This is a genomic window from Micromonospora sp. NPDC000316, assembly GCF_042898885.1.
Lineage (GTDB): Bacteria > Actinomycetota > Actinomycetes > Mycobacteriales > Micromonosporaceae > Micromonospora.
The window spans coordinates 867975-891792 of sequence record NZ_JBIAZG010000001.1; the positions used below are offsets into that span (position 1 = coordinate 867975).

At 70.7% G+C, this 23818-nt stretch carries 24 protein-coding genes and 1 tRNA gene; 14 read left to right on the forward strand and 11 right to left on the reverse strand.

Annotated elements, in window-relative coordinates; genetic code table 11:
* Window positions 1–82: 82 nt before the first annotated feature.
* Window positions 83–613 (forward strand): peptidylprolyl isomerase, encoded by a 531-nt coding sequence (locus ACFY2Q_RS04120; RefSeq protein ID WP_387127370.1) that lies wholly within the window; start codon window positions 83–85, stop codon window positions 611–613.
* A gap of 100 nt (window positions 614–713) precedes the next feature.
* Window positions 714–1625 (forward strand): rhomboid family intramembrane serine protease, encoded by a 912-nt coding sequence (locus tag ACFY2Q_RS04125; RefSeq protein WP_053651508.1) that lies wholly within the window; start codon window positions 714–716, stop codon window positions 1623–1625.
* A gap of 35 nt (window positions 1626–1660) precedes the next feature.
* Here the strand turns inward: ACFY2Q_RS04125 and ACFY2Q_RS04130 are convergent, their stop codons facing one another.
* Entirely contained in the window at window positions 1661–2095 is a 435-nt protein-coding gene (locus ACFY2Q_RS04130) for a PH domain-containing protein (RefSeq protein ID WP_053651505.1), read from the reverse strand.
* An 80-nt stretch (window positions 2096–2175) separates the two neighbouring features.
* Here ACFY2Q_RS04130 and ACFY2Q_RS04135 point away from each other — a divergent pair, with 80 nt between their 5' ends.
* From ACFY2Q_RS04135 to ACFY2Q_RS04160, 6 genes are all read left to right on the forward strand, one after another.
* Window positions 2176–3348 (forward strand): thiolase family protein, encoded by a 1173-nt coding sequence (locus tag ACFY2Q_RS04135; protein ID WP_387127373.1) that lies wholly within the window; start codon window positions 2176–2178, stop codon window positions 3346–3348.
* A 75-nt stretch (window positions 3349–3423) separates the two neighbouring features.
* The gene (locus tag ACFY2Q_RS04140; protein WP_387127375.1) at window positions 3424–4437 is read left to right on the forward strand and encodes an aminoglycoside phosphotransferase family protein; all 1014 of its coding nucleotides are present in this window, start codon (window positions 3424–3426) and stop codon (window positions 4435–4437) included.
* A 112-nt stretch (window positions 4438–4549) separates the two neighbouring features.
* A complete protein-coding gene (locus ACFY2Q_RS04145; protein ID WP_387127377.1) occupies window positions 4550–5062 on the forward strand; it encodes a hypothetical protein in 513 nt (170 codons plus the stop codon).
* Window positions 5063–5147: 85 nt separating this feature from the next.
* Window positions 5148–5840 carry a response regulator transcription factor gene (locus tag ACFY2Q_RS04150; protein ID WP_387127379.1) on the forward strand — a complete coding sequence of 231 codons (693 nt, stop codon included), beginning with the start codon at window positions 5148–5150 and terminating at the stop codon, window positions 5838–5840.
* Complete coding sequence (locus ACFY2Q_RS04155) at window positions 5833–7314, forward strand: histidine kinase dimerization/phospho-acceptor domain-containing protein (protein WP_387127382.1); 1482 nt, start codon at window positions 5833–5835, stop codon at window positions 7312–7314. The genes ACFY2Q_RS04150 and ACFY2Q_RS04155 overlap by 8 nt, the downstream gene beginning before the upstream one ends.
* A gap of 55 nt (window positions 7315–7369) precedes the next feature.
* Window positions 7370–7957 (forward strand): hypothetical protein, encoded by a 588-nt coding sequence (locus tag ACFY2Q_RS04160; protein WP_387127384.1) that lies wholly within the window; start codon window positions 7370–7372, stop codon window positions 7955–7957.
* Window positions 7958–7996: 39 nt separating this feature from the next.
* On the opposite strand, the gene ACFY2Q_RS04165 is transcribed toward ACFY2Q_RS04160, so the two are convergent.
* On the reverse strand, window positions 7997–9592 hold the full coding sequence (locus ACFY2Q_RS04165; protein ID WP_387127386.1) for a ricin-type beta-trefoil lectin domain protein: 1596 nt from the start codon (window positions 9590–9592) through the stop codon (window positions 7997–7999).
* Window positions 9593–9752: 160 nt separating this feature from the next.
* Entirely contained in the window at window positions 9753–11969 is a 2217-nt protein-coding gene (locus ACFY2Q_RS04170) for a hypothetical protein (protein WP_387127389.1), read from the reverse strand.
* Between the two features lie 124 nt (window positions 11970–12093).
* Here ACFY2Q_RS04170 and ACFY2Q_RS04175 point away from each other — a divergent pair, with 124 nt between their 5' ends.
* Window positions 12094–12801 (forward strand): glycosyltransferase family 2 protein, encoded by a 708-nt coding sequence (locus ACFY2Q_RS04175; protein WP_387127392.1) that lies wholly within the window; start codon window positions 12094–12096, stop codon window positions 12799–12801.
* Here ACFY2Q_RS04175 and ACFY2Q_RS04180 read toward each other — a convergent pair.
* Both ACFY2Q_RS04180 and ACFY2Q_RS04185 read right to left on the reverse strand, forming a co-directional pair.
* Window positions 12787–13680 carry a transketolase family protein gene (locus ACFY2Q_RS04180; RefSeq protein ID WP_387127394.1) on the reverse strand — a complete coding sequence of 298 codons (894 nt, stop codon included), beginning with the start codon at window positions 13678–13680 and terminating at the stop codon, window positions 12787–12789. The genes ACFY2Q_RS04175 and ACFY2Q_RS04180 overlap by 15 nt on opposite strands.
* Before the next feature lie 5 nt (window positions 13681–13685).
* Complete coding sequence (locus ACFY2Q_RS04185) at window positions 13686–14381, reverse strand: transketolase (protein ID WP_387127396.1); 696 nt, start codon at window positions 14379–14381, stop codon at window positions 13686–13688.
* Window positions 14382–14429: 48 nt separating this feature from the next.
* Here ACFY2Q_RS04185 and soxR point away from each other — a divergent pair, with 48 nt between their 5' ends.
* Window positions 14430–14885 (forward strand): redox-sensitive transcriptional activator SoxR, encoded by a 456-nt coding sequence (gene soxR / locus ACFY2Q_RS04190; RefSeq protein WP_387127398.1) that lies wholly within the window; start codon window positions 14430–14432, stop codon window positions 14883–14885.
* A gap of 38 nt (window positions 14886–14923) precedes the next feature.
* On the opposite strand, the gene ACFY2Q_RS04195 is transcribed toward soxR, so the two are convergent.
* Window positions 14924–15898 carry an NAD(P)H-quinone oxidoreductase gene (locus ACFY2Q_RS04195; RefSeq protein ID WP_387127400.1) on the reverse strand — a complete coding sequence of 325 codons (975 nt, stop codon included), beginning with the start codon at window positions 15896–15898 and terminating at the stop codon, window positions 14924–14926.
* A 171-nt stretch (window positions 15899–16069) separates the two neighbouring features.
* On the opposite strand from ACFY2Q_RS04195, the gene ACFY2Q_RS04200 reads away from it, so the two are divergent.
* Window positions 16070–16156 (forward strand) — tRNA-Ser (locus ACFY2Q_RS04200).
* A gap of 63 nt (window positions 16157–16219) precedes the next feature.
* On the opposite strand, the gene ACFY2Q_RS04205 is transcribed toward ACFY2Q_RS04200, so the two are convergent.
* The 3 genes from ACFY2Q_RS04205 to ACFY2Q_RS04215 all read right to left on the reverse strand — a co-directional run bounded on the left by ACFY2Q_RS04205 (window position 16220) and on the right by ACFY2Q_RS04215 (window position 17521).
* Complete coding sequence (locus ACFY2Q_RS04205) at window positions 16220–16762, reverse strand: DUF6036 family nucleotidyltransferase (protein WP_387127402.1); 543 nt, start codon at window positions 16760–16762, stop codon at window positions 16220–16222.
* Window positions 16759–17265 (reverse strand): helix-turn-helix domain-containing protein, encoded by a 507-nt coding sequence (locus ACFY2Q_RS04210; RefSeq protein WP_387127404.1) that lies wholly within the window; start codon window positions 17263–17265, stop codon window positions 16759–16761. The genes ACFY2Q_RS04205 and ACFY2Q_RS04210 overlap by 4 nt, the downstream gene beginning before the upstream one ends.
* 109 nt (window positions 17266–17374) lie before the next feature.
* The gene (locus tag ACFY2Q_RS04215; protein ID WP_387127406.1) at window positions 17375–17521 is read right to left on the reverse strand and encodes a hypothetical protein; all 147 of its coding nucleotides are present in this window, start codon (window positions 17519–17521) and stop codon (window positions 17375–17377) included.
* A 150-nt stretch (window positions 17522–17671) separates the two neighbouring features.
* On the opposite strand from ACFY2Q_RS04215, the gene ACFY2Q_RS04220 reads away from it, so the two are divergent.
* Complete coding sequence (locus ACFY2Q_RS04220) at window positions 17672–18214, forward strand: YbhB/YbcL family Raf kinase inhibitor-like protein (protein WP_387127408.1); 543 nt, start codon at window positions 17672–17674, stop codon at window positions 18212–18214.
* Window positions 18215–18352: 138 nt separating this feature from the next.
* On the opposite strand, the gene ACFY2Q_RS04225 is transcribed toward ACFY2Q_RS04220, so the two are convergent.
* Window positions 18353–19063, reverse strand: coding sequence for a class I SAM-dependent methyltransferase (locus ACFY2Q_RS04225; RefSeq protein ID WP_387127410.1), 711 nt, complete (start codon window positions 19061–19063; stop codon window positions 18353–18355).
* A 212-nt stretch (window positions 19064–19275) separates the two neighbouring features.
* Here ACFY2Q_RS04225 and ACFY2Q_RS04230 point away from each other — a divergent pair, with 212 nt between their 5' ends.
* The gene (locus ACFY2Q_RS04230; RefSeq protein WP_387127412.1) at window positions 19276–21102 is read left to right on the forward strand and encodes a hypothetical protein; all 1827 of its coding nucleotides are present in this window, start codon (window positions 19276–19278) and stop codon (window positions 21100–21102) included.
* A gap of 6 nt (window positions 21103–21108) precedes the next feature.
* Here ACFY2Q_RS04230 and ACFY2Q_RS04235 read toward each other — a convergent pair whose 3' ends face one another.
* Window positions 21109–21891 (reverse strand): IucA/IucC family C-terminal-domain containing protein, encoded by a 783-nt coding sequence (locus tag ACFY2Q_RS04235; protein ID WP_387127609.1) that lies wholly within the window; start codon window positions 21889–21891, stop codon window positions 21109–21111.
* Window positions 21892–22221: 330 nt separating this feature from the next.
* Between ACFY2Q_RS04235 and ACFY2Q_RS04240 the strand changes: the two genes are divergently transcribed.
* Window positions 22222–23751: a peptide deformylase gene (locus ACFY2Q_RS04240; protein ID WP_387127414.1), complete on the forward strand. Its 1530-nt coding sequence runs from the start codon at window positions 22222–22224 to the stop codon at window positions 23749–23751.
* Window positions 23752–23818 lie beyond the last annotated feature (67 nt).

Consider the following 23818-nt stretch of genomic DNA (forward strand, 5'->3'; position numbering starts at 1 on the left):
TCCACCTTCGGATGCCTCCGCGATGCCAGATCGGGCACATGGGAGGATCCGCATGGAACTGACCAACAAGTGAGGAGTACCCGTGGCCGAGGCTGTCTACGCCACCCTGCACACCAACGCTGGCCCGATCCGGCTGGAGCTCTTCCCGAACCACGCGCCGAAGACGGTCCGCAACTTCATCGACCTGGCCGAGGGCAACCGGGAGTACACCGACCCGCGCACCGGCCAGCCGGGCAGCGGGCCGTACTACGACGGCACCATCTCGCACCGGGTGATCAGCGGCTTCATGGTCCAGATGGGCGACCCGACCGGCACCGGTCGGGGCGGGCCGGGCTACAAGTTCGCCGACGAGTTCCACCCGGACCTGCGCTTCGACCGGCCGTACCTGCTGGCGATGGCGAACGCCGGACCGGGCACCAACGGTTCGCAGTTCTTCATCACCGTGTCGCCGACGCCGCACCTCAACAACCGGCACACCATCTTCGGGCAGGTCGCCGACGAGCAGTCGGTGAAGGTTGTCGACTCGATCGCGAACACCCCGACCGGCCCGAGTGACCGTCCGCTCCAGGACGTGGTGATCGAGCGGGTCGAGATCGAGCGGTCTGCTGCCTGACGAACCCGCGAGGTACCTTTGCTCGCATGATTGAGCGCTCCGGAGCACCGCACCGGCTGGCGCCGGTGCCCCGCGCGGTGACGGACGGAGGGTCGGCCCGGTGAGCGAGTCCCCGCCGACCACCCCGGTCTGCTACCGGCACCCCGGTCGGGAGACCTACGTCCGGTGCACCCGCTGCGACCGGCCGATCTGCCCGGACTGCATGCGGGACGCGTCCGTCGGGCACCAGTGCCCGGAGTGTGTCAACGAGGGTCGCCGCAGTGTCCGGCCGGCGCGTACCGCCTTCGGTGGTGGTGCGGCCGGCCGGCACGGCTACGTCACCAAGGCGCTAATCGCGCTGAACGTGCTGTTCATGGTGCTCTCCATCGCCTCCGACCGGGGTGGAGACGCGGCGGTGGGCGGCTCCGGCTTCGGCGGTCTGATGGGCGGCAGCACGCCGCTTACCAACTGGGGTTCGGTGCTCGGGCTGGCGGTCTTCCCCGACGGCACGCTCGGGGGCATCGCCGACGGCCAGTGGTACCGGCTGGTCACCGCGATGTTCCTGCACTACGGCGTGATCCACCTGCTGCTCAACATGTGGGCGCTCTGGGTGCTCGGCCGTTCGCTGGAGGCCAACCTGGGGCGGGCCCGTTTCGCTGCGCTCTATCTGATCGCGGGCCTCGGCGGTAACGTCGCCGCCTACCTGTTCAGCGCACAGAACTCGGCCACCGCCGGTGCGTCCACCGCCGTCTTCGGTCTCTTCGCCGCGCTGATCATCATCGAGCGCAAGCTGGGCCGTGACATCTCCCAGGTGATCCCGATCCTGGTGATCAACCTGGTGTTCACGTTGACAGTGCCGGGCATCTCGATCCCCGGACACCTGGGCGGCCTCGCGGTCGGTGCCGCGATGGCCCTAGTTCTCGCCTACGCGCCCCGGGGCCGGCGCACGCTGGTGCAGGTCGGCGGCGCTGCGGTGATCCTGCTCATCCTGCTGGCCCTTGTCCTGTTCCGCACCGCGCAACTGTTGGGCTGACCGCCGGCTGTCCGGTCGTGTGGGCTGACCGCAGGTTATCCGGTCGCGCCCGGACGGGCGGCGTGCAGCTCGGCGGCCACCTCCTCGGGCATGGTGCCCAGGTCGTAGCGACCGAAGAGGTGCAGCGACTCGCCCGCGTCGATCTCCAGCATCTCGGTGGTCAGCCCCAACCGGGGTCGACGGTCCACGGTGATCGCCTCGATCGCCGGCCACGGCAGCATCCGCCGGCCAGCGAATCCGTGGATGACGGTGACCCCCTCCGGGTCGACCGCCAACCGGACCGGCGCGATCAGATCGCGTACCGCCCAGCCCGCCAGCGCGACGGCCGCCAGGCAGGCGAGGACCAGCCGTACCGTGTCGCCGTCGGCGAAGAGCAGCCCGAGCGCGACGAGCGCAGCCGCGCCGGCCAGCTTCGCCGCCGGCAGGCTCGCGGGCACCCGCCACTGTCGGGCCGGGGAGATCTCATCCATCCGCCCAGCATGCCCGCGGGCGGACGACCGGTCCACCGACGACGTAGGATCAGGGCAGCCCAAGTTACCGGGGAGTAAACATGAGTGACGCGGTAATCGTCGGCGCGGTACGCACCCCGGTCGGGCGGCGCAAGGGCAGCCTCGCCGGCGTCCACCCGGTCGATCTCTCGGCGCACGTGCTGCGCGCCCTCGCCGAGCGCACCGGGCTCGACCCGGCTCAGGTCGACGACGTCTTCTGGGGTTGCGTGTCCCAGGTCGGCGAGCAGTCGTGGAACATCGCCCGCAACGCCGTGCTCGCCGCCGGCTGGCCCGAGACGGTGCCCGGCACCACGCTCGACAGGCAGTGCGGTTCCAGCCAGCAGGCACTGCACTTCGCCGCCGCGACAGTCCTCTCCGGCCAGGCCGATCTGGTGGTCGCCGGCGGGGTGGAGTCGATGACCCGGGTGCCGATGGGTTCCAGCGTGGGCGGCGGCATGCCGTTCAGCGAGCAACTCCGCGCCCGCTACCGGGGTGTCGAGGGCTTCGCCGACGACGAGCCGCTGCCGTTCAACCAGGGCGTCGGGGCCGAGCTGATCGCCCGGCGGTGGCGCCTCTCGCGTACCCAACTCGACGAGTTCGCGCTTGCCAGCCACGAGAAGGCCGCCGCCGCGCAGGACGCCGGTGCGTTCGACCCGGAGCTGACGCCGGTGTCGCTTGCCGACGGCGGCAAGTTCGCCGCCGACGAGGGCATCCGCCGGGACACCTCACTGGACAAGCTCGGCGAGCTGGCCACCCCCTTCCGCGCCGACGGCGTGGTGACCGCCGGCTCCGCGTCCCAGATCTCCGACGGCGCCGCCGCGCTCGCCGTGACCACCTCCGAGTGGGCCAGCCGCCACGGCCTGCGCCCCCTGGCCCGGATCCACACCGCAGTGGTCGCCGCCGACGATCCGGTCACCATGCTCACCGCGCCCATCCCGGCCACCGCGAAGGCGCTGCGCCGCGCGGGGCTGGGCATCGAGGAGATCGGGGTGTACGAGGTGAACGAGGCGTTCGCCCCGGTGCCGCTGGCGTGGCTTGCGGAGACCGAGGCCGACCCGGAGCGGCTCAACCCGCGCGGCGGTGCGATCGCGCTCGGTCACCCGCTCGGCGGCTCCGGTGCCCGGATCATGACCACGATGCTCCAGCACATGCGGGACAACGGGATCCGCTACGGCCTGCAGACCATGTGCGAGGGTGGCGGCATGGCCAACGCCACGATCGTCGAGCTGGTCTGACCTTTCTGCGGCGGGCGAGCTGTCGCGCTGAAAAGGTGTGGCCCGGCAGGGACAACCGCACCTAGGGTGCCAATCGTGACGACGATCACCGATGAGCCTGTCCCGGACTGGTCCAGTGAGCAGTGGCAGACGCAGGCTCGTGACTGGGTCGACGGGCAGCTCGCGAAAGCCGGCCGGCGGGTGACCGGTGCGGTGGAGCCCCGGGTACGCCCCTGGTCACTGGTCTGGCGGGTGCCCACCGACGACGGGCCGGTCTGGTTCAAGGCCAACAACAGGGGCACTGTGCACGAGGCCGTCCTGATCGCGACGCTGGCGAAGCTGACCCCCGATCACGTGCTGACACCGATCGCCGTGGACCCCGCGCAGGGCTGGTCGCTGCTGCCCGACGGCGGGGAGTCGCTGCGCGACGTCCTGGGCCGCGATCCGGACCTGGCGCACTGGGAACGGGCGCTGCCCGGCTACGCCGCACTCCAACTCGCCACCGCGCCGCGCGTCGAGGAGCTGGTCACCCTCGGTGTGCCGGATCACCGCCCCGAGGTGCTGGCCGGGCTGCTCGCCGACCTGCTCGACGACCGCGAGTCGCTGCGGATCGGCGCCGAGGACGGTCTCGCCCCCGAGACGTACGAGCGGCTGCGGGCGGAACTGCCGGCGTACGCCGAGCGTTGTCGCCGGCTCGCCGACCTCGGGATTCCGGCCACCGTGCAGCACGACGACCTGCACGACGGCAACGTCTTCGCCGGCCCGGCCGGCTACCGGTACTTCGACTGGGGCGACGCCTCGGTGGCGCACCCGTTCGGGACGCTGCTGGTGACGCTGCGCTCGATCCGGCACGCCACCAAGCTGGCGGCCGACGACGCCCGGCTGGTCCGGCTGCGCGACGGCTACCTGGAGGCGTGGACCGACAGGTACGACCGCCGGACGCTCGTCGAGGCCGCCGACCTGGCGATGAACCTGGGCGCGGTGAGCCGCGCGCTGTCCTGGCGGCGGGCTCTGGACACCGCCGACCCGAGCCGCGCCGAGTACGCCGAGGCGGTGCCGGGCTGGCTCGCCGAACTGTTCGCCGCCACCCCGCTGCAGCCCGAAACCTGACCGGGATCCGTCCCCGTCCAATGTCGGACAGGCAGTGCGACACGGCCGCGTGGAACTTCCAAAAAGTCGGCGTGACCCACGTCACCCCGCTGAGGAGGTCGTTGGGCAGGTCATGGACGTCTTCTCCCGAACGTTCCTTCCGGCCGCCTCCGAGGCTGGCCTGGCCGTGCAGACCGTGAGTCGGCACATGCCGGTCTTCCGGCGCTGCGTCGGCTCCGGTGACGCGACAGTCCTGGTCACCCGTTGCAGCCGCCCCGACCGTCCGGTCACCGGCGACTACCTGCTGCTGCTCACCCACCGCCGCCTGGTGGTGACCCAACAGACCCGACTGCTGCACCGGCTGCGCCTGCACCTCAACACCGAGCTGCGCGAGCTGAGCAACGTCACCTGGAGCCCGGACCCGCGGCTGCACTCGGTCGAGTTGGCCGCCACCGCGATCGACGGGATGCGCGAGCGGTTCCTGATCCGCACCAACCACCCCAAGCAGGTGTGGCAGCTGGACGCCCTGCTCAACCACGCCTTCCGGACCCGACTGCGGACGCCCCGCGAGCGCATCGTCGCCACCATCGGCGACGCGCCAGCGGCCGCACGCCCAAGCGTGTTCCGCCCCGCCGTGGCGCGCTGACGCCAGACCGGCAGGCACGTCGCCTTTACCGAACCCGAACACACGCCGATCGCGCGGAGACCGCCAGGTCGGCAATCATGGGCCGGTGACCGCCGAACCGCCGCACCGAGGGCTCGTCCTCGTGGTCGAGGACGAGCCGGCCATCGCCGACCTGGTGCGGCTCTATCTCACCCGCGACGGGTTCGGCGTGCAGTTGGAACGCGACGGCGAGGCAGGCCTGAGCGCCGCCCGCCGGCTGCGACCGGTGGCCTGCGTCCTGGACATCGCACTGCCCGGCCTCCCCGGCACCGAGATCTGCCGCCAGCTGCGCGAGGCCGGCGACTGGACGCCCGTCATCTTCCTCACCGCCCGCGACGACGAGGTGGACCGGATCGTCGGCCTCGAACTGGGCGCCGACGACTACGTCACCAAGCCGTTCAGCCCGCGTGAGTTGGTCGCCCGGGTACGCGCCGTGCTGCGCCGCGCATCCGGTGGCCCTGAGGGGGCGGAGCGTCCGCGCGTCGTCGGCCCGGTGACGCTCGACCCGGCCCGCCGCACGGTCACCGCCGCAGGTGCCCCGGTGCAGCTCACCTCCACCGAGTTCGACCTGCTGGCTCACCTCATGGCCCGACCTGGGCGGGTCTTCAGCCGGGAGGAGTTGCTGGCCGGGGTCTGGGGCTACGCCGCGCACGCCGGCACGCGCACCGTCGACGTGCATGTCGCCCAGGTGCGCGCCAAGCTCGGCCCAGCCAGTGTCATCCGCACCCACCGGGGCGTGGGGTACGCCGTCGATGCCTGACCGTCCCGGCCCGCGACAGCCCGGGTGTCCCGAAGCGCCGACCGTGGCACTGCCGCCGGTCGCCGTCCCCTCGCCGGCAGCACCCCGACGCAGCCGGTTCGGCGAAACGCTCACCGCCCGCGCGGTGCTCGTCACCTGCACTGTGGCACTGGTGTCGGTGCTGGTCACCGCCATCGTCGCGGTGCCGCTGGCGATCCGGGGCGCGGAGCGACGCGACCAGGAGGCGCTTTCCGCGCAGGCCCGGCTCGCCGCCGAGGTGCTGCGTACCCGGCTGGACCGGGGCCGCACCGCCGACGAGGAGCGGCTCATCCAGCAACTACGCAACCAGGGCATCGACGCGTACCTGATCAGGCGCGGGACCGTCGACCGACCGGGCCTGCCACCCCGGTTGGTGCAGCGGATCGGGCAGGGCCGCAACGTGTCGGCCCGCCGCCCGGTCAACGGGCACCGCGCCCTCGTCGAGGGCCGGGCCCTGCCCGGCGGCAACGGGGTGGTGCTTTCCCGCGAATCGTCGGCGGGGCTGTGGCGGCAGGTGCTGCTCAGCCTCTGGCTGCCGCTGCTGGCCGGGCTGGCCGCCGGCGTGGTGGCCGGGCTGCTGCTGGCACGCCGCCTGGCCCGGCCGATCCGCGTCGCCGCGACCGCCGCGGCCCGACTGCGCGCCGGGGACCGCGCCGTCCGGGTGCCGGTCGAGCCGCCGGACGAGGTCGCCGACCTGGCGGAGGCGTTGAACGGGCTGGCCGCCGCGCTGACTACGAGCGAGGGGCGGCAGCGGGAGTTCCTGCTCTCCGTCTCGCACGAGCTGCGGACCCCGCTGACCGCGATCCGCGGGTACGCCGAGGCACTCGCCGACGGGGTGATCGAGGCGGACGACACGGCTGCCGCCGGCCGGACGATGCTCGCCGAATCCCAGCACCTCGACCGGCTGATCGGTGACCTGTTGGCGCTGGCCCGACTGGAAGCCGCCGATTTCCCCCTCGAACCGACGCCTGTGGACCTGACCCGGCTCGCCGCCGACGCCGAACCGACCTGGTCGGGCCGGTGCGCGGCGGTGGGAGTGTCGTTCCGGGTCGAGAGCCCTGGTCGGCCGGTCCCGGCGTACACCGATCCGGGTCGGATCCGGCAGGTGGTGGACGGGTTGTTGGAGAACGCGCTGCGGGTCGTACCCCCGGGGGCGCCCGTGGTGCTCGCGGTCCGGCCGGCCGGCGCGGACCCGGCCGCCGGCGGCGTGCTGGAGGTCCGTGACGGCGGACCGGGCCTGACCGACGACGACCTTGCCGTGGCGTTCGAGCGGGGAGCGTTGCACGAGCGCTACCGGGGGGTGCGCAAGGTGGGCAGCGGTCTGGGGCTGGCGCTGGCGGCCGGGCTGGTCCGTCGGCTCGGTGGGGACATCGCTGCGGGGCACGCGCCGGAGGGCGGAGCGGCCTTCACGGTCCGGTTGCCCGCAGATCCTTACCTGGCCCGAACATCGGCCTGACGCTCCGCTCGTCGTCCCGGGACATGCTGAGGGCTCCACGGACGAGAGGGAAGCCATGTCACGTTGGGGAATCGCCACTGGCACCACGGCACTGCTCGCGGCGGTCGCGCTCGGTGTCAGCGGCTGCGGTGCGGCGGAGGTGGCCGGTCAACCCGCCCGCGAGGCCGCCGTCGAAGTCTCTGCCGCCATGGGCGTGGACGGGCAGGCGCTGGCCGCGATGGGCTTCGACGCCGACGACCTGGACGTGCAGAATGTCGCCGCGCCGGCAAGTCCCTCCCCCAGTGCGGCGGAGAAGGCGCGGCCGAAGCGCGGCGAGGAGTGGCGCAAGCGTCGCCAGGCCCGGGTGCTGCTGCGGAAGAACACAATGCACGGCGAGGTGGCGGTGCAGACCAAGGACGGCGGCACGCGGACCGTGGCCGTGCAGCGCGGCGAGGTCACCGCGATCGACGGCGACTCGATGACCGTCAAGTCCACCGACGGCTTCACGATGACCTGGACGTTCGGCGACGACCTGCGGATCGTCGAGCGTCGCGCCACCGTGCAGCCGAGCGAGGTCAAGGTGGGCGCGAAGCTCGGCGTCGCAGGCGCGAAGGACGGCGACAAGGGCGTGGCCCGGCTGATCCTCATCCCCCGCACTAAGTGAGCGAGGGGGCCCTGGTCGACGCCAGGGCCCCCTCGTTCGTCAGTAGACGCGGGAGCCGACGAAGTCGCCGTGACCGTAGCCGACCGGGTTGGCGGCGGTACGGGCCTCGGACGACCACTGCTGCCGGTTGCTCGTGGAGCAGGCGGCCAACCGCAACCGGGGAGTGCCCGCGGTGTCGAACGCGACGCAGAGATTGCTGGCGCTTGTCGGCTTGAGCTGGTTGCCGATGAAGGAGAACTGCTGGGCGGGGGTGCCGTTGCAGTCGTAGATGTTGACAGCGGTGCCGGAGGTCATCGATCCACCCGCGACATCCAGGCAGCGGTCGTGGGAGAGCTCCGAGTGCAGCGAACGCCGGGTCGAGTCGTACCAGAAGCCCTGGTTACGCCCGCCGTGGCAGCCGTACGACTGTTGCGGAGTGCCGTTGCGCGAGTCGTAGCCCTTACCGTCGACGCAGGTGTTCGTGGCCAGGTTGCGCAACTGCTTGAACTGGAGCAGGCCGGGGTAGAGCACGCCGCTGCCGGTGCTGGCCGGGTCGACGCAGGTGGCCTGGTTCTGCCCGGAGTTCCAGAACTGCGTGATGCACTGGGCGAACATGCCGTGCCCACGGGCGTTGGGGTGGAACGACTGCCGGGCGGCGTTCTCGTTCCAGATCCCCACCTCGATGAAGAGGCCGCGGACCGAGGTGTTGTCGGTGCACACCTCGTGGCCGTGGAACAGCCGGCTCGCGTCGAGGTAGCGGGTGCCGGTGTTCGCGGCGGCCGAGCGCAGCGCCGACTCGAACAGCGGCACCGCCTTGTTCCGGGCGAACGCCGCGTCGGCGAGGTAGAGCAGGCAGCCACCGGAGTACCAGCCGGGGAAGTTCGGGTTGTCCTCCACGTCCGGGCTGGCCGGGCCGGGGTACGACATCAGCACCAACTCGTAGTCGGAGCGTAGGTAGCCGGCTTTGGTCATCGTCGCCCGGATGTCGGTGAGCGCATCCTGCACGGCGCGCCGGCTGCCGTCGGTGCGGATCGTCCACTGGTCGGTGTAGGTGGGGTAGCAGTTGCCCTGGAAGAAGACCCGGCGTACGGCGCAGTCGGTGGCGACTGGACCGAACTGGATGGTGCCGTCGCCGTTCGCGCCGACCACCACCCAGATCAGCTTGACGTGCGTGTTGCGCGCCTTGATGCCCAGGTAATCGCCCTGGTTCAGCTCGTTGTGCTGCGTCGGGCCACCAGCGATCAGGTTCCACGGGGTCGCGCCGGAGCACGCGAGGTTGTATCGCGTGTCCGACGGGATGCCGGTGCGGAACACCGCCTGGTCGTACGAGCGGTCGCACCAGTTGCCGTTCTGGTGGGTGCCGGGGACGTAGTTGCCGACCCCCTCACCGGAGATCTGACTGTCACCCATGGTGATCAGCGCGGTGCGGCGTTGCTCGATCGGGCGGATCACCGGGGTGCCGTAGAGGGCCGTCGCTTCGGCGGCCCGGATGGCCTCGAGGTTGGCGGGGAGTGGTTGGACTGTCGGTCGGTCGGCGGCGGTGGCCGGGGCGGCGGGTCCGGCGAGCATCGGCAGGACGAGAGCGGCGACGGCAACGGCGACGGTGAGGGCTCGTCGTCGGGTCGCGCGTTCGGGCCTGGCGGGGGTAGCAGGCATCGACGCACTCCTTTCGACTCAATCGCGGGACGTCGATTGAGTTACCAGACGGTAACGCGATGATCAATGGATGTGAATGCGCCTCGGATTCTTGCGCGCGGGCCGCCGAACCGCCCGGATTGGACAATCCGGGCGGCAGTCGTGCGATCAGCCGATGAGGTCAGCGGTCGGGCGGCAGCGCGTAGCCGACATAGTCGCGGAACTCCAGCCGCCAACCAGCCGGAACCAACCTGGCGCAGGCCCGCTGGGTGCCGGTGCAGACGATCGCGTCCACCGAGGCGGGGTCGGCAGGTGGCCGTTCCGGCAGGACTGACTGAAGCGACACCAACTCCGGCGAACGCCCGTCGGAATGCCGCAGCAGCAGCCACCACGGGTACTCCCAGTTGTCGTTCTGCTCCACCAGCCCGATCCGCTGGGCACCGCTGTCGCGGACCGCGGCAGCCGCCCAACGGAACTCGTCAGCCCACTGTGGGCGGCGCAGGAAACGGGTCTCCCAGTCCGAGGTGGTGAAGACGGAGCCGGTGCCGACGAGTCGGCGCGGGAAGCCGTACGACAACGCGAGCACCCCGGCCAGCGCCGAGGTGCCCAGCACGGTGACCGCCAGCATCATGGCCACCGACCGCCGCCCACCGCCGGTCATCCCGGCCCGGCCCGCCGCAGGCCCACCGGCCGAACTGCCCGCCGCGTCGGCTGACGTGCCGGCTCCGTGGGCGTGGCGACGGAAGAGCGCGTCCAGCCAGAGCCCGGCCAGCGGTACGGCGAGGACAAGCGCGTAGAGGATCAGCCGGTTGCCCCACGGCTGCCACTTGATCATTGAGGTGTGCAGCAGGACGGCGACCAGCACCACCACGGCGTACGCGCGCAGCGGCCCCGCCTGCCCGGGATCGATCCGACGCGGTCGGGTGAGCGCGACCACCGCGCCGATCAGCGCCAGCGCTCCGGCGATAGGGAAGGCCACCCGGTCCTCGTCCGGATACCAGGCGGGCTCCGGAAAGATCTCCCGGCCGAAGGTGATGGCCCGGTCCTGCGGGTCGACACCGATCGCCTCCGCACCGCTGATGATCGCCTCCGCGCCGGCACGCCGCAGCGGCGCCAGTGGCGTGTCGAACGCGGTGTGCCCGATCCGCAGCGCGTTGACCAGTATCGACTGCGGATCGTGCCGTTCCATAGGGATTGACTCGCGCAACCGGGGTGGGCCCAACGGATGCCCGAAGTCGGCAGTCACCCGGGCCAGGAACGGGCCGACCACCGTCGCCGCGACCAGCAGGATCAGCACCGACCCACCGACGGTGCGCGCCACCGGACCAACCGGCCGGGCCCCACCATCCGGTGTCCGTCCGCGCACTGCAAGCCGGAGCTGGGCCAGCCCCCAGAGCACCAGCAGCGGCCCCACAGCGATCAGGCCACTTGTCTTTGTCACCGCCGTCAACCCGGTGGCCGCCCCCAGCCCCAGCAGGGTGCCCAAGCCGGTCCGCCGACGCAGCCCGTCCAGCACCAGCGTCGCCGCGCACGCTACCCACGCCGCGCAGACCAGGTCGGTCTGCGTGCTCGTCGCCTGCAGTACGACCATTGGGGTGCCGGCCAGCACGAACGCGGTGATCAGTTGAGCCCGCCGGCCGCCGCCGAGTTGCGCGGTGATCCGGGCGACCGCCACCAGGCAGACGATCCCGGCGGCCCACTGCACCAGGTTGTACAGCGCGTCCCCGCCGGTCAGCAGGCGCAGGTGCAGCAGCAGGTACTCCGCGCCGGGCGGGATGGTCACCTGCCGGTGGATGGCGGTCGGCCAGAAGTCGAGGTCGCCCTGGGCCACCCACCGTTCCACCTTGGGCAGGTGGTAGGTCTGCGAGTCGAAGTTGTTCGGCTCGGCCAGCAGCGCGACAAGCAACTCCAGCAGCACCAGGCCGCCGATGGTGCCGGCGAGCAGCCGCTCGCCCCGACCTGCCGTACGCCAGGCTTCGGCTGCCCTGGCGAGGAGGCTGACGCGTACCCGATGGGGCTGGACCGGCGCGATGTCGTGCCCGGCCGGGGCGGGCGTCGCGGTGCCTGCGCCGACGGTCAGCGCCGCGCCGACCAGCACCGGCTGGGGTGCGGCGGCGGGCGCCTGCGCGGCGGCCCGGCGCCACCGCAGCGCCGCAGCCGTCGCGGAGGCCAGCAGGAAGAGCAGCCAGGCGACGACGAACGCCGGTCGGGTCAGCGCGTGCAGGGCGCCGAGCAGCTCGACGACGAGCACCGCGTACGCCCCGACGAGCAGGGCGGCCCGCACCACGGCGAGTCGCAGCGGTGCCAGCGCGTCGGTCCCGCGCGGCCTCGTCGCAACGGTGAGCAGGAGCACCGAGGCGGCGGGTAACGCCGCGAGCAGGGGGCCGGCAGCCGACATGGCGGGAAGTAAACACCATCTGTCTGAGCCCGCCACGCCGGCTGCCCGACGGTAGCGGCCAGCGTTCGGCTGACCAGCCACGCTAGGCTATGCCCGACGTGTTGTCGCCACCGTGGAGATTCCCGTGAAGCTGTCGATCCTCATGCCGGTCTACAACGAGGAAGAACGCATCGCGGATGCCCTCAAGCAGGCATTGGCGGTGGACTACCCCTGCGAGATCGAGCTGGTCGTTGTCGACGACGGCAGCCGGGACGGCACCGGCGAGGTCCTCGGCCGCGCCGACGACGCACGTCTGCGGGTCATCACCCACCAGCGCAACGCCGGCAAGGGCGCGGCCATCAAGACCGCGGTGGACAGCGCCGAGGGCGACTACATGGTCATCCTCGACGCCGACCTGGAGTACGACCCGCAGGACATCCCCAAGCTGCTCGACCCGGTGCTCGACGGGCGGGCCACGGTGGTCTACGGCAATCGCACCTTCGGCAGTCACAGCGCCTACAGCTTCTGGTACGTGATGGGCAACAAGGGCGTCACGATGGCGGCGAACGTCCTGTTCAACTCGTACATCGGCGACCTGGAGACCTGTTTCAAGCTGATGCCTGTGGCGCTCTATCGGTCGCTTGAGGTGCGCTCCCGTGGTTTCGGCATGGAGGCGGAGGTGACCGGCAAGCTGCTGCGCCGGCGGATCCGGCCGTACGAGGTGCCGATCAGCTACCGGGCGCGCGGCCGTGAAGAGGGCAAGAAGATCACCTGGAAGGACGGCGTCGAGGCGATCTGGATCCTCGGCCGCGAGCGCGCACGCCGCCGTCCCGCCGCGTCAGCCGCGCGCTGACCCCAGGAACGCGCTTATCGACCGCCGCAGACCGGCGGCGTCCAGGCCGTGCCACCGGGCGTGGTCGGCCGGGTCGCCGTACCGTCGCAGGTCGGTCTGAGCAACCCCGAGCGCCAGCAGCCGATGCGGTACGTCCGCGAGTGCCTGGCTGACCACCGCGCTCGACGTACCCGCCAGGTACGGCTCGACAAGCACCACATCGGTCCCGGCGAGCGCCCGCAGCCCGGGTGTGTCGAAGGGCCGGGCAGTGTGGGTGTACGCGACAGTCACGTCCATCTGCTCGGTCGCCTCCAACGTCGGGTCGAGCATCGGCCCGACAGCCACCACGAGCGGCGCGTTCGCCCCGCCTCGCCGCAGCACCCGTAGCCGGTCGGCACCCGGGTATCCGCGTGCGTTGTGTTGTTCGCTGAGCCGCAGGTAGACCGGGTCGTCGGTGGTCGCCGCGCTTCGGAGCAGCGGCGTGACCTCGTCGGGGTGACCGGGCACCCGCACCGTCCAACCGTCGCCCAGTGAGTCGAAGAGCGCCACGTCACCTGGTGACTGGTGCGTCCGGCCCTCCCTCGATCCGTCGTACGAGGCGCCGATGCTGACCAGGACCGCTCCCACGCCCTGGTGGTCCAGATCCAACTTGATCTGCTCGTAGGCCCGGTCCACCAGGAACGTCGCGTACGAGTGCACGATCGGTCGGAGCCCGGTCAGGGCGAGCCCGCCGGCCACACCGATCATCAACTGTTCGCGGATGCCGACGTTGAGCACCCGGTCCGGGTGCCGGCGGCCGGCGGGCGCGAACTGGCTGGCCGAGATGTCGGCGAGCACGAGTGCGGTACGCGGATCATCGTCGAGCAGCGAGGTGGTGGTGTCGATGAAGGCGTTACGCATGGCGGTCAGCCCCTGGTCTCGACGCGGGCGACAACCACGTGCGGCCGTGCTGGCCGGTGCCCGGTCAGCGCGGTGTACAAGGCTGTGTGGTCCCGGCCGTCGACGGTGTCGGCGGTCCAGTCGTTGACGGTGAACCGGCTGGCGATGCCTCCCGCCCAGCCGTGCGTGGTCGACGAGTTGTCGACCACGATCGCGGTGAGGCTGTCCAGGCCTGTCGCTCCCGCGTACGCGATCGCCTCGTGGTTGGATCCCTCGTCCAACTCGGCGTCGCCGAGCAGCACGTACACCCGGGGTTTGATCAGCCCTTGCGCCCGCAGACCGAGGGCGGTGCCGACGGCCAGCCCGAGCCCATGGCCGAGCGAGCCCGAGCCGATCTCGACGCCGGGCACCAGCAGTCGGTCCGGGTGATGGCCGAGCCGGCTGTCCGGCCCGGCAAGGTCGTCGAGCCAGGCGTCCGGAATGAAGCCGTGCGCGGCGAGCACCGCGTAGTAGGCGGCCGGTCCGTGCCCCTTGGAGAGCAGAAACCGGTCCCGCTCCGGGTCGTCGACGGTGTCAGGGGTGACTCGCAGCACCCGGTCGTAGAGCACCTGGAGCACGTCGATCGTGGAGTGCGCGCTGGGCGCGTGCTTCTCGTCGCCGGTGAGTCGTCGGATCAGCCCGGGAAGCCGGGGGCCGGTGTCGGTGGTCAGTGTGGTGGCCATGTCACTACTCTGTGAGTTGAAGTGCACTTCAACTCAAGGGCCTTGGTGATGCAGGATCTGTTGACGATCGGCGACCTGTCCGTCCGCTCCGGCGTGGCACCGTCGGCGCTGCGCTACTACGAGCGACTCGGGCTGATCCGCGCCGACCGCACCGGCGGCAACCAGCGCCGGTACGCCCGCTCCGAGCTGCGGCGGGTGGCCTTCATCCGGATCTCCCAGCAGGTAGGTGTGTCGCTTGACGAGATCCGCGCGGCGCTCGACTCCCTCCCCGAAGCCCGTACGCCAAGCCCGCAGGACTGGGCGCGGCTGTCCGCGAACTGGCGGGGCCGGTTGGACGAGAGGATCCAGCTGCTCACCAAGCTCCGCGACGACCTGGACGGCTGCATCGGCTGCGGCTGCCTGTCCCTGCAACACTGCACGCTCAACAACCCCGGCGACGCGCTGGCCGGCGAGGGGCCGGGTCCCCGTCTGATGCTGGCCCGACCGGCGAACCCGCCTGCCTGACGGCCGGCGCCCTTTCGCGCGGTCGGCTCCGCTCGCCGTCACCCCAGGGTGAGCAGCACCTTGCCGAGGTGTTCGTTCGACTCGACAAGCCGGTGTGCCTCCGCCGCCTGAGCCATCGGAAGCCGCCGGTCCACCACCGGCCGGACCCTGCCCGCCTCGATCAACGGCCACACCTCGTCCCGTACGCCCTGGACGATCTCCGCCTTCTCCGCGAGCGGTCGGGAGCGCAGCGACGTCGCCGCGACACTCGCCCGTTTCGTCAGTAGCGCACCGAGATCCAACTCGGCCTTGCGCCCGCCCTGCATCCCGATCACCACCAGACGGCCGCCGGTGGCCAACGCGGAGACGTTCCGCCCCAGGTAGGACGCCCCCATGATGTCGAGGACGACATCGACGCCTCGGCCGTCCGTGATCCGCCGGACCTCCTCGGCGAAGTCCTGCTCCCGATAGTCGATCGTGTGTGCCGCGCCCAGCTCACGCAGCCGGGGATGCTTGGCCGCCCGCGCCGTGGTCAGGACTGTGACGCCGAGGGCCGCCCCGAACTGGATGGCGAACGTGCCGATCCCGCTGCCGCCGCCGTGCACAAGCAGAGTCTCACCCGCGCTGAGCCGCCCCACCTGGATCAGGTTCGACCAGACCGTACAGGCCACCTCGGGCAGCGCCGCGGCGTCGACCGGGTCGCAGGCCGGCAACGGCAGCAACTGCCCGGCGGGGACGGCGACCCGCTCGGCGTACCCGCCGCCGGACAGCAGCGCGCAGACCTGCTGCCCGACCGCCCACCCGGCAACGTCCGCACCCACCTCGGTGATAACCCCAGAACATTCCAACCCGGGGTACGCGGAAGCGCCCGGCGGCGGTGGGTAGTGCCCCTGCCGTTGCAGCAGGTCGGCGCGGTTCACCCCGCTGGCCCGCACATTCACGATCACCTCACCGGGGCCCGGCTCAGGATCGGGCACCTCGGCCCAGACCAGGGCATCGGGTCCACCGGGCTGCGGAATGGTGACGGCTCGCATGGCTCAGTCTTACCCGACGCCCAACCGGGCCGCAGGCGGACCCGCCGTATCCCACCGAACACTGTGGACGGCCCGACCCTCCTGGCCGGCCCATTCGGGGAGGGACGCCGAGCCGCGCGGCGGGAGCCGTGGCAGACTATGCGTGGCCGTACGCCCTTGGGTGGCGGCCCGGGAGGGTTCGCCTAGTGGCCGATGGCGCTGGTCTTGAAAACCGGTAAGGCAGCGATGTCTTCGTGGGTTCGAATCCCACACCCTCCGCCCCTCTGGGCAGCGAAAACGCCCCCTGACCGCAACGCTGGTCAGGAGGCGTGTCTGCGCTCGTCAGGTTGCCGGCAGGTAAATGGTGATCCAGTCCCTGAGCCGTTTCAGCACCAGAGGATGGACGTTGACCATCTCGATCCGCTCGGCGACTAGTGATGGCTCGATGAGCCCGGCCCGGATCAGCGCGTTGGCGAAGGCGTGGTCCTTCTCCCTGCCGGCTATCAGCTTGGACACGACACAGTCGTGCGGTTCGAGCGTGTAGCCGCGTCCCGGTTGTGTGCTTTGAGACTCCACCAGGATCAACCGATCGCGCCAGCCGTCGGGCAGCACCGCGGTCGACACGCTCACGCCCTGGGCGTAGTAACCGTTCGTCTCGTGGAACGGTGAGAGCTCGCCAATGGCGCCGTCGACCTGGTCAGCCTTCCGGTCGTCCGGGTCGTTGAAGAATGCCACGTCGACCTCCATGGAGGCGGTGGCTTCCAGCGGGAGTCTGCTCTCCGGGATCGCCCCCAGCACCGACTGGCTGCCGATGACGAGGACGTCCGGGTCTCCGGCGATCTGGCACGCGGACCGCAGGACATGCTCCAGTTGCTCGCGCTTCACGCCGCTCGTCGCCAACCGCTGCGCGTGAACGACTCAAGAACCTTCTTGCGTTGTGACTGTGACAGGACCCCGGCGAAGGGTGAGTTCTGTCGTAGTTCAACAGCTTCCGGATCTTCGGAGGTCAGCACCCTGAGGACGGCACCGACACCCTCGTCGATCTTGTCTTGCCAGAGCTTCAGCCACACCTCGGTCATGGTCTCCCGGTGCTGCTGGAGGAGTCGATCAAGATTCTTCCGGGCCTTGCCCAGCACCGCGTCCGGGTCGGTAACCAAGCTGCCCGCCACCGCTTGGTGCAGCCACAGTGACTTGAGTTGATCGCGGGTCAGCTCCGGCTTGGGGTGCAGCATCGCCTCAACCTGGCTCCGCTCTATGCGCCGGTGCATGCCGACCTTCACGAACGGTAGTTTTCCACGCTCGCACAGGTTGACCACCTGCTGACGCGACGACCCCAGCAGCTTGGCAACCTGACCAGTGGTCAGAAGGTCTCCACCCGTCGTCGCCATAGGTGGAGCATGCGCCGTAAACGCTAAAAACGCAACTGATTGGCGGTGTTCCCGCTGGTCAAGCCCCCGTGGGTTCGAATCCCACACCCTCCGCCATGCCGAGCCTCCGTTACGCCGGCGGGTCGGCGGGAGGCTTGTTCTTTCGGATCGTCTCGTCGGCCAATCGTTCGACCGCACGACGGCGTTCGCGGGCGAGCGACTGCTCGTCCGGCTTGCGCATCGCGGTGACGATGGCGATCAGAAAATCGCGCCACATGTTGGGCAAATAATCCCCCCGTGGAACGTTGCGCCAGCAACGATAGCTTTTCGGGGGTGGCTCCCCGACAGTGGCCGTCCGGGTCGTCTCAAGCCGCCGAACGGGGTATGAAGAGGCAGATATCTGCCCGCACCGGAAGGACGCGTCCCGATGACCCTGGAACGACCGATCGCCCCGGACCCGTACGAGCTGCTGCCGACGGTGCCCTCGTTCACCCTGACCAGTGACGACGTGCAGAACGGCGAGCCGATGGACGCCCGGCACGCGCACGGCAGCACCGGGGGCGGCAACGAATCTCCGCAGTTGACCTGGTCGGATTTCCCGGCCGAGACAAAGAGCTTCACGGTGACCTGTTACGACCCCGACGCGCCGACCGGCAGCGGTTTCTGGCACTGGGTGCTGGTGAACGTGCCGGCAAGCGTCACGCAACTGCCCAGCGGCGCGGGTGGCGCGGCGACCGCCGATCTCGGCGGGGCGTTCTCCGTCCGCAACGACTACGGCGAGCAGGGCTTTGGCGGGGCGGCGCCGCCGCCCGGTGACCGGCCGCACCGCTACGTCTTCGCGGTGCACGCCCTCGACGTCGACCGGCTCGATCTGACCCCGGACGCGTCGCCGGCCTACGTCGGCTTCAACCTGACCTTCCACACCCTGGCCCGGGCGGTAATCCGCCCCACGTACCAGATCAAGGACTAACCCCCGACCCTCCCCGCGATCTTGCACTTTCTGCCCCGACATATCTGTCATACCGCGCACAAGGGCGACCGAAAGTGCAAGATCGCGGGGGTGGGAGGGCGGGGGGTGGGAGGGCGAGGGTGGGGGTTGGGGGGTCACTTAGGGGGTGACTCGGGCTACTGCGAAGACGGACTGGCCGAACGGGGGGCGGATTAGTTGTTCGGCGGCCTTGGTAGCGGGGAGTACGACTGTGTCGTACACCTTGACCATCGGGCCTTCCTTCGGCATCAGCCGGAAGACCTTCGTGGCCATGAAGTAGCCGATCAACCCGAGCGCGTTGGCGTAGTGGATCTTCTCGACCGTCAGCCCGGCTTCGGTCATCGCCGTGCCCAGCGTCTTCTTCGTGTAGCGGCGGACGTGGCCTGTGGCGACGTCGGCCGGGCTCATCGCGAACTCGAAGGCCGGCACGATGATGATCACGGCACCGCCCGGGCGGACCAGGTCGCGCATGCTGCGCAGCGCGCCCACGTGGTCCTCGATGTGCTCCAGGACGTTGTACGAGACGGCAGCGCTGTAGTCGCCCCGCTCGTGGTGCGGCAGCAGCATCTGCCGGACGTCGACGCCGGGCTGGGCGGCGAGCCGCTCCTTGAGCTGCACCAGCCGGTCGGGGTCGGCCTCCGTGGCGGTGAACCGGGGTAGCCGCTGCGACCATTCCAGCGCGTAGTCGCCGAGGCCGCTGCCGATCTCGATCGGGTCGTCGCCGAGGTACGGCACCGCCAGTTCGACGAACCAGCGGCGGTGGTTGACGGCCGTCGCCAGACCCTCCAGCACCTCGGACTGGACGCGTTGGTCCCCAGTGATTTCTGCCATGCGTCGATTCCTCACGATATGAACTCGACCCGTGCCTGAACCGACAGAGTGAATCATCCGCTTGGATGGCAGAAGAATCGGGGCAGCGTTGTGGCCGAATTGCGGTCGGGGGGTGGGCACGTGATCGGCGGTCGGCGAACCCGACACATAGTACGGCAGTACCCCGAAACATGTCACGGCAGAGCCATGCGCTGACTACCCTATGAATTGTCATGACTACTCCCGAACCGGACGTGCCGAGCGACGGCCCGGCCACCGTGTCGTCGGTGGAGAGGGCTGGCGGCGATCGGTTGCGTCGTAACGGGAAGCGGGTCGACCTGGCTGCCGTGCTGAGCTTCGTGGCACTGGCCTTCTGGGTCACCGGGCGCCTCTGGTTGGACCCGGGCAGTGGGGTGCGCGACAACCGCACCGACCAGTCGCAGTTCGAATGGATGATGGCGCACGGTGCGCGGGTCGTCACGCAATTCGTGTATCCATTCCATTCCGGCCAGATGAACGTGCCCGACGGCGTCAACCTCATGGCTAATACGTCCGTATTATCCATTTCATTGCCAATGACGCCTGTCACCCTGCTGCTGGGACCACGCGCGGCGTTCCTGCTTTTCCTGACACTGGGGATGATCGCCACCGCCACCGCCTGGTACTTCCTGCTCTCCCGCGTCCTCATCGGCGCTCGCGGGCCGGCGTGGCTGGGCGCGGGCTTCTGCGCCTTCGCGCCGGCCATGGTGTCGCACGCCAACGCGCACCCGAACATCGTGTCGCAGTTCGTCGTCCCCCTGATCATCTGGCGGACGCTGCGGCTCGCCGAGCCCGGTCGCTGGCTGCGCAACGGGGTGCTGCTCGCCCTGGTGATCGTCTGGCAGGCGTTCCTCAACCTGGAGATCCTGCTGATGACCGCGATCGGGCTCGGCGTGGTCGTCGTGGCGCTCGCCATCGGTCGCCCGGCCCTGCGGTCGCGGGCACGGCCCTTCCTCGCCGGCCTGGCCGTGGCAGCCGGAGTCGCCGCCCTGCTGCTGGCGTACCCGCTGTATGTGCAGTTCTTCGGCCCCGGCGCGTACTCCGGGCTGTCCAGCCTGATCCGCGGCTACTCCAGCGACCTCGCCTCGTTTGTCGCGTACGCCAGGGAGTCGCTGGCCGGCAGCCCACGCACCGCCGCGGGTTTGGCCAAGAACCCGACCGAGGAGAACAGCTTCTTCGGCTGGTCCCTGCTGGTGCTTGTGGTCGCAGTGGTCTGGTGGATGCGGCGCTCGGTGGTGGTGCTCGCGCTGGCCGGGCTCGGTCTGCTCTTCGCGGTGCTCTCGCTCGGTCGGGAGATCCGCTTCGCCGGTCGGGGCACCGGTGTGCCGGGGCCGTGGGCCGCGCTGGAGAACCTGCCGATCCTGCACTCGGTGGTGCCGACCCGCTGGGCGTTGGCGATCACCCCGATCATCGGTGTGCTGCTCGCCTACGGCGCCGAGCGCGTACGCGAGCTGGCTGCCGCACACCCGACGGCCCGGCGGCAGATCCGCTTCGCCACCGCCACAGTGCTGACGATGGCCCTGCTGCCGATCCTGCCCACCCCGCTGCCCGTTGTCCGTCTCGACCCGGTCCCCACATTCGTGACAAGCGGAGCCTGGCGCCCCTACGTGGCCGGTGGGCGCAGTGTGGTGACCCTGCCGCTGCCGGACACCACCTACGCGGAGCCGCTGCGTTGGTCGGCGGCCACCCGGCTGGACATGCCGCTGGCCCGGGGCTACTTCCTCGGCCCGGACACCCGCCCGAGCGCGGATCCGCCGAAGGTCGCGCTGTTCAGCGCACCGCCGCGCGCTACAAGCAGCTTCTTCGCCACCATCCGGCGCACCGGCGCGGTGCCGCCGATCACCCCGCAGGACCGGGTGAGCGCGATCGACGACCTGCGCTACTGGCGGGCCGGCGCGGTCATTCTCGGGCCCCAGGAGCACGAGGATGCGCTGCGTCGGGGGATGACCGAGCTGACCGGGATCCAGCCGGTGTTCACAGGCGGTGTGTGGGTGTGGGACGTCCGGCCGCTTACCGACTGAGCGGGGTCAGGGCTGGCGGACGCAGCAGCCCTGGCAAACCTTCGGGCTGGGCAGCGTGAAGGCGAGGCAGCAGGTGCGCCGCTGCACCGTCGGCTCGCCGGCCGGCCCGGGCACCAGCTCGACCAGGTCAGCCAGATCGAGCGCCCCGAGCACCGTTTCGATGTTCTGCACCGTCGGGCCGGGCAACGCGTCGGCGGCCCGCAGGAGGCCGTGCGAGATGCCGGACGCGACCGAACCGAGCAGTGTCCGGGTGCCCACCCGAACTTCAGACTGGATCGCCGTGATGAGCGGTGCCAGGTGCGCGTCGAGTAGTGAGGCGCGCAGCTCGCCCAGCAGTGCCGTCTCGTCGGCGACGACGCGTACCTGAGGGAGGCCGGCCACCGCCAAGGGGTCGTTCGGCAGCACGGCCACGGTGGTGCTGCGGCGCAGACCGAGTGTGATCAGGGGCCGGTGGTCCTCGAAGTGGATCAGCACGTCGGACGGGTCGAGCAGCGGAACCCGCCGAGCCGAAGCCCAGCCGAGCACGACCGGCAGCGCCGTCCAGTAGCTGTAGGACTTCCAGGCCAGCGCGGCGCAGGCGTGCGGTGTGCCGCGCCAGCGGACGCTTGCCGCGTGCAGCAGCTCCGGCAGCCGGGTGCCGTCGATAAGGGTGGTCGCGGGTGCCCAACCGAACTCGTCGTCGACAAGCAGGCCGCGGGCGAGCCCGGGGAGGTCGTCGGTGCCGAACATGGCCCGAAGGGTCGCGGTGACGGGGGCGAGCGGCGCGGCGGACATGTCCCGCCTCGGCATCACCGCTGTCACCGTGTCATCCCCTGTCTGCGTGGCCGAGGCGTGCCCGGCGGACATCAGTGCGTCCAAGCTAAGGCTAGCCTAACCACGCGTACCGAGTAAGGGAAGCCTCACCTCGATCGGAGCGGGAGGCCCCTGTCACATCGGGTCGACTCCCGGCGGAAGCGGATGCTCCGCGCTTCGCGTACTACCCGGCACGGGCCCTCGAAAACGCCGAAACACCCCGGCGAGCCGCCGAGAGATTGTCAAGCGGAGTGTCGTCAAGTTGCCAGATGAGTGTGCGTTCGGCCACAGAACGTGAAGATGATACTCCCGGCCACGAGGACGACGATGACGACATCCCCCCTCGAACGGGCTGCCGACTCCTTCGCGGCCGAGCTTGCCCGGCAGCGGACCGGGCGCGGGCTCTCCAAGAAGCAACTGGCCGTCCTCATGGGGTTCGACCCGTCCTACGTAAGCCACGTCGAGGGGCGCCGGCACCGCCCGACCGAGGACTTCGCCCGCCGCGCCGAGGCCGTCCTGGAGGCCAGCGGCGCGATCTGGCAGCGTTTCCGGGAGTATGACAATCTCCGGCACGCCCGCACCGGCCAACCGCACCGCGAGCCCTCGCTGCCCGGCCAGTGGCTGCCACCCGGCACCGGCCTCGTCGTGGAGCGGGAACTGGCCACCCTCACCCACACCGACGAGGGTTACCGGTGCGTCATCCGCCGCGAGCTCTACAACGCCGGCACCGAACCGGTCACCCGCTACCTGGTACGCGTCGCCGTCGACCGCTACCCGAACGACCCCGGACGCTCCAACCGGCACCACCGCGAGCACCCCCTCACCTTCGCCGAACTGCAACTGCAGGCCCGCCGGTACGACAGCGGCGGCGACCCGGAGCCGATGCACTGGCGGGCGAAACACGACAGGGACGCGTTCAAGGAGATCTGGCTGCTGTTCGAGAACGGTGAGCGGCGCTTCCCGCTCTACCCCGGTGACCGGGCCACCATCGAGTACGCGTACAGCGTCGGCAAGGAGAAGTGGGGCCCCTGGTTCCAGCGGGCCGTCCGGCTGCCCACCCGGCAGCTCGCCGTACGCCTGGACCTGCCGGCGGCGCTCGACCCACAGGTCTGGGGCGTGGAGACCTCGCTCTCGGCGGAGGAGGGCCCCCTGCGGACGGCGCCGCAGCGCCACGACGAGGGCGACCGTGCGCTCTTCGACTGGCACACCGACGACCCGCCGCTGAACGCCCGCTACCGGATGCAGTGGCGCTTCCGGTCCCGCCCGGACACCGACCCGGACGTCGGCCCCGGTGGCATCCGGGTCCGACCCAGCGATCGGATGCGAGGGCTCGGCATCGTCCAACGCGGCGACGACCTCCTCCGGCAGCGCGTCCGGCAGTTCCACCTGCCCGCCGAGGAGCAGGTGGCCCGGGAGATCGTCGACCGGCTCACCACGGCACTGGCCCGGCTCGACGAGTTGCACCCGTTCAGCAAGGGGGTGGGCATCGCCGCCCCGCAGCTCGGCATCGGCCGGGCGGCGGCGGCCGTCCGACCTCCCGACCGGTCGGCGGAGCCGGTCATCCTGCTCAACCCTCGGGTGGTCGACGCCGACCCGGAGACCGACGAGCAGTACGAGGGCTGCCTCTCCTTCTTCGACCACCGTGGTCTGGTGCCCCGGCCGCTGCGCCTCGACGTGGAGCACGCCCAGTGGGACGGCAGTCGGGTCATCACGTCGTTCGAGTTCGGCATGGCCCGGCTCGTCGCCCACGAGATCGACCACCTGGAGGGCCGGCTCTACGTCGACCGGATGGCACCGGGCGTGCCGCTGGTGCCGGTGGAGGAATACCGGGAGACCGGGCGACCCTGGCGCTACTGAGCCGAGCGCCTGGCCGGGCGCTGAGCGGGAACGGGGGCCGGGGCGCGTGCCCCAGGGGGCAGGGGCA

Excerpts from the sequence above, each read along its gene's own strand:
- ACFY2Q_RS04130 (WP_053651505.1), bottom strand. The coding sequence starts at position 2,095 with ATGGATGAGATCTCCCCGGCCCGACAGTGGCGGGTGCCCGCGAGCCTG.
- ACFY2Q_RS04135 (WP_387127373.1), top strand. The coding sequence starts at position 2,176 with ATGAGTGACGCGGTAATCGTCGGCGCGGTACGCACCCCGGTCGGGCGG.
- ACFY2Q_RS04195 (WP_387127400.1), bottom strand. The coding sequence starts at position 15,898 with ATGCGAGCCGTCACCATTCCGCAGCCCGGTGGACCCGATGCCCTGGTC.
- ACFY2Q_RS04225 (WP_387127410.1), bottom strand. The coding sequence starts at position 19,063 with ATGGCAGAAATCACTGGGGACCAACGCGTCCAGTCCGAGGTGCTGGAG.
- ACFY2Q_RS04240 (WP_387127414.1), top strand. The coding sequence starts at position 22,222 with ATGACGACATCCCCCCTCGAACGGGCTGCCGACTCCTTCGCGGCCGAG.
- ACFY2Q_RS04145 (WP_387127377.1), top strand. The coding sequence starts at position 4,550 with ATGGACGTCTTCTCCCGAACGTTCCTTCCGGCCGCCTCCGAGGCTGGC.
- ACFY2Q_RS04230 (WP_387127412.1), top strand. The coding sequence starts at position 19,276 with ATGACTACTCCCGAACCGGACGTGCCGAGCGACGGCCCGGCCACCGTG.
- ACFY2Q_RS04235 (WP_387127609.1), bottom strand. The coding sequence starts at position 21,891 with ATGCCGAGGCGGGACATGTCCGCCGCGCCGCTCGCCCCCGTCACCGCG.
- ACFY2Q_RS04165 (WP_387127386.1), bottom strand. The coding sequence starts at position 9,592 with ATGCCTGCTACCCCCGCCAGGCCCGAACGCGCGACCCGACGACGAGCC.
- ACFY2Q_RS04180 (WP_387127394.1), bottom strand. The coding sequence starts at position 13,680 with ATGCGTAACGCCTTCATCGACACCACCACCTCGCTGCTCGACGATGAT.
- ACFY2Q_RS04210 (WP_387127404.1), bottom strand. The coding sequence starts at position 17,265 with ATGGCGACGACGGGTGGAGACCTTCTGACCACTGGTCAGGTTGCCAAG.
- ACFY2Q_RS04185 (WP_387127396.1), bottom strand. The coding sequence starts at position 14,381 with ATGGCCACCACACTGACCACCGACACCGGCCCCCGGCTTCCCGGGCTG.
- ACFY2Q_RS04215 (WP_387127406.1), bottom strand. The coding sequence starts at position 17,521 with ATGTGGCGCGATTTTCTGATCGCCATCGTCACCGCGATGCGCAAGCCG.
- ACFY2Q_RS04220 (WP_387127408.1), top strand. The coding sequence starts at position 17,672 with ATGACCCTGGAACGACCGATCGCCCCGGACCCGTACGAGCTGCTGCCG.
- soxR (WP_387127398.1), top strand. The coding sequence starts at position 14,430 with ATGCAGGATCTGTTGACGATCGGCGACCTGTCCGTCCGCTCCGGCGTG.
- ACFY2Q_RS04170 (WP_387127389.1), bottom strand. The coding sequence starts at position 11,969 with ATGTCGGCTGCCGGCCCCCTGCTCGCGGCGTTACCCGCCGCCTCGGTG.
- ACFY2Q_RS04160 (WP_387127384.1), top strand. The coding sequence starts at position 7,370 with ATGTCACGTTGGGGAATCGCCACTGGCACCACGGCACTGCTCGCGGCG.
- ACFY2Q_RS04155 (WP_387127382.1), top strand. The coding sequence starts at position 5,833 with ATGCCTGACCGTCCCGGCCCGCGACAGCCCGGGTGTCCCGAAGCGCCG.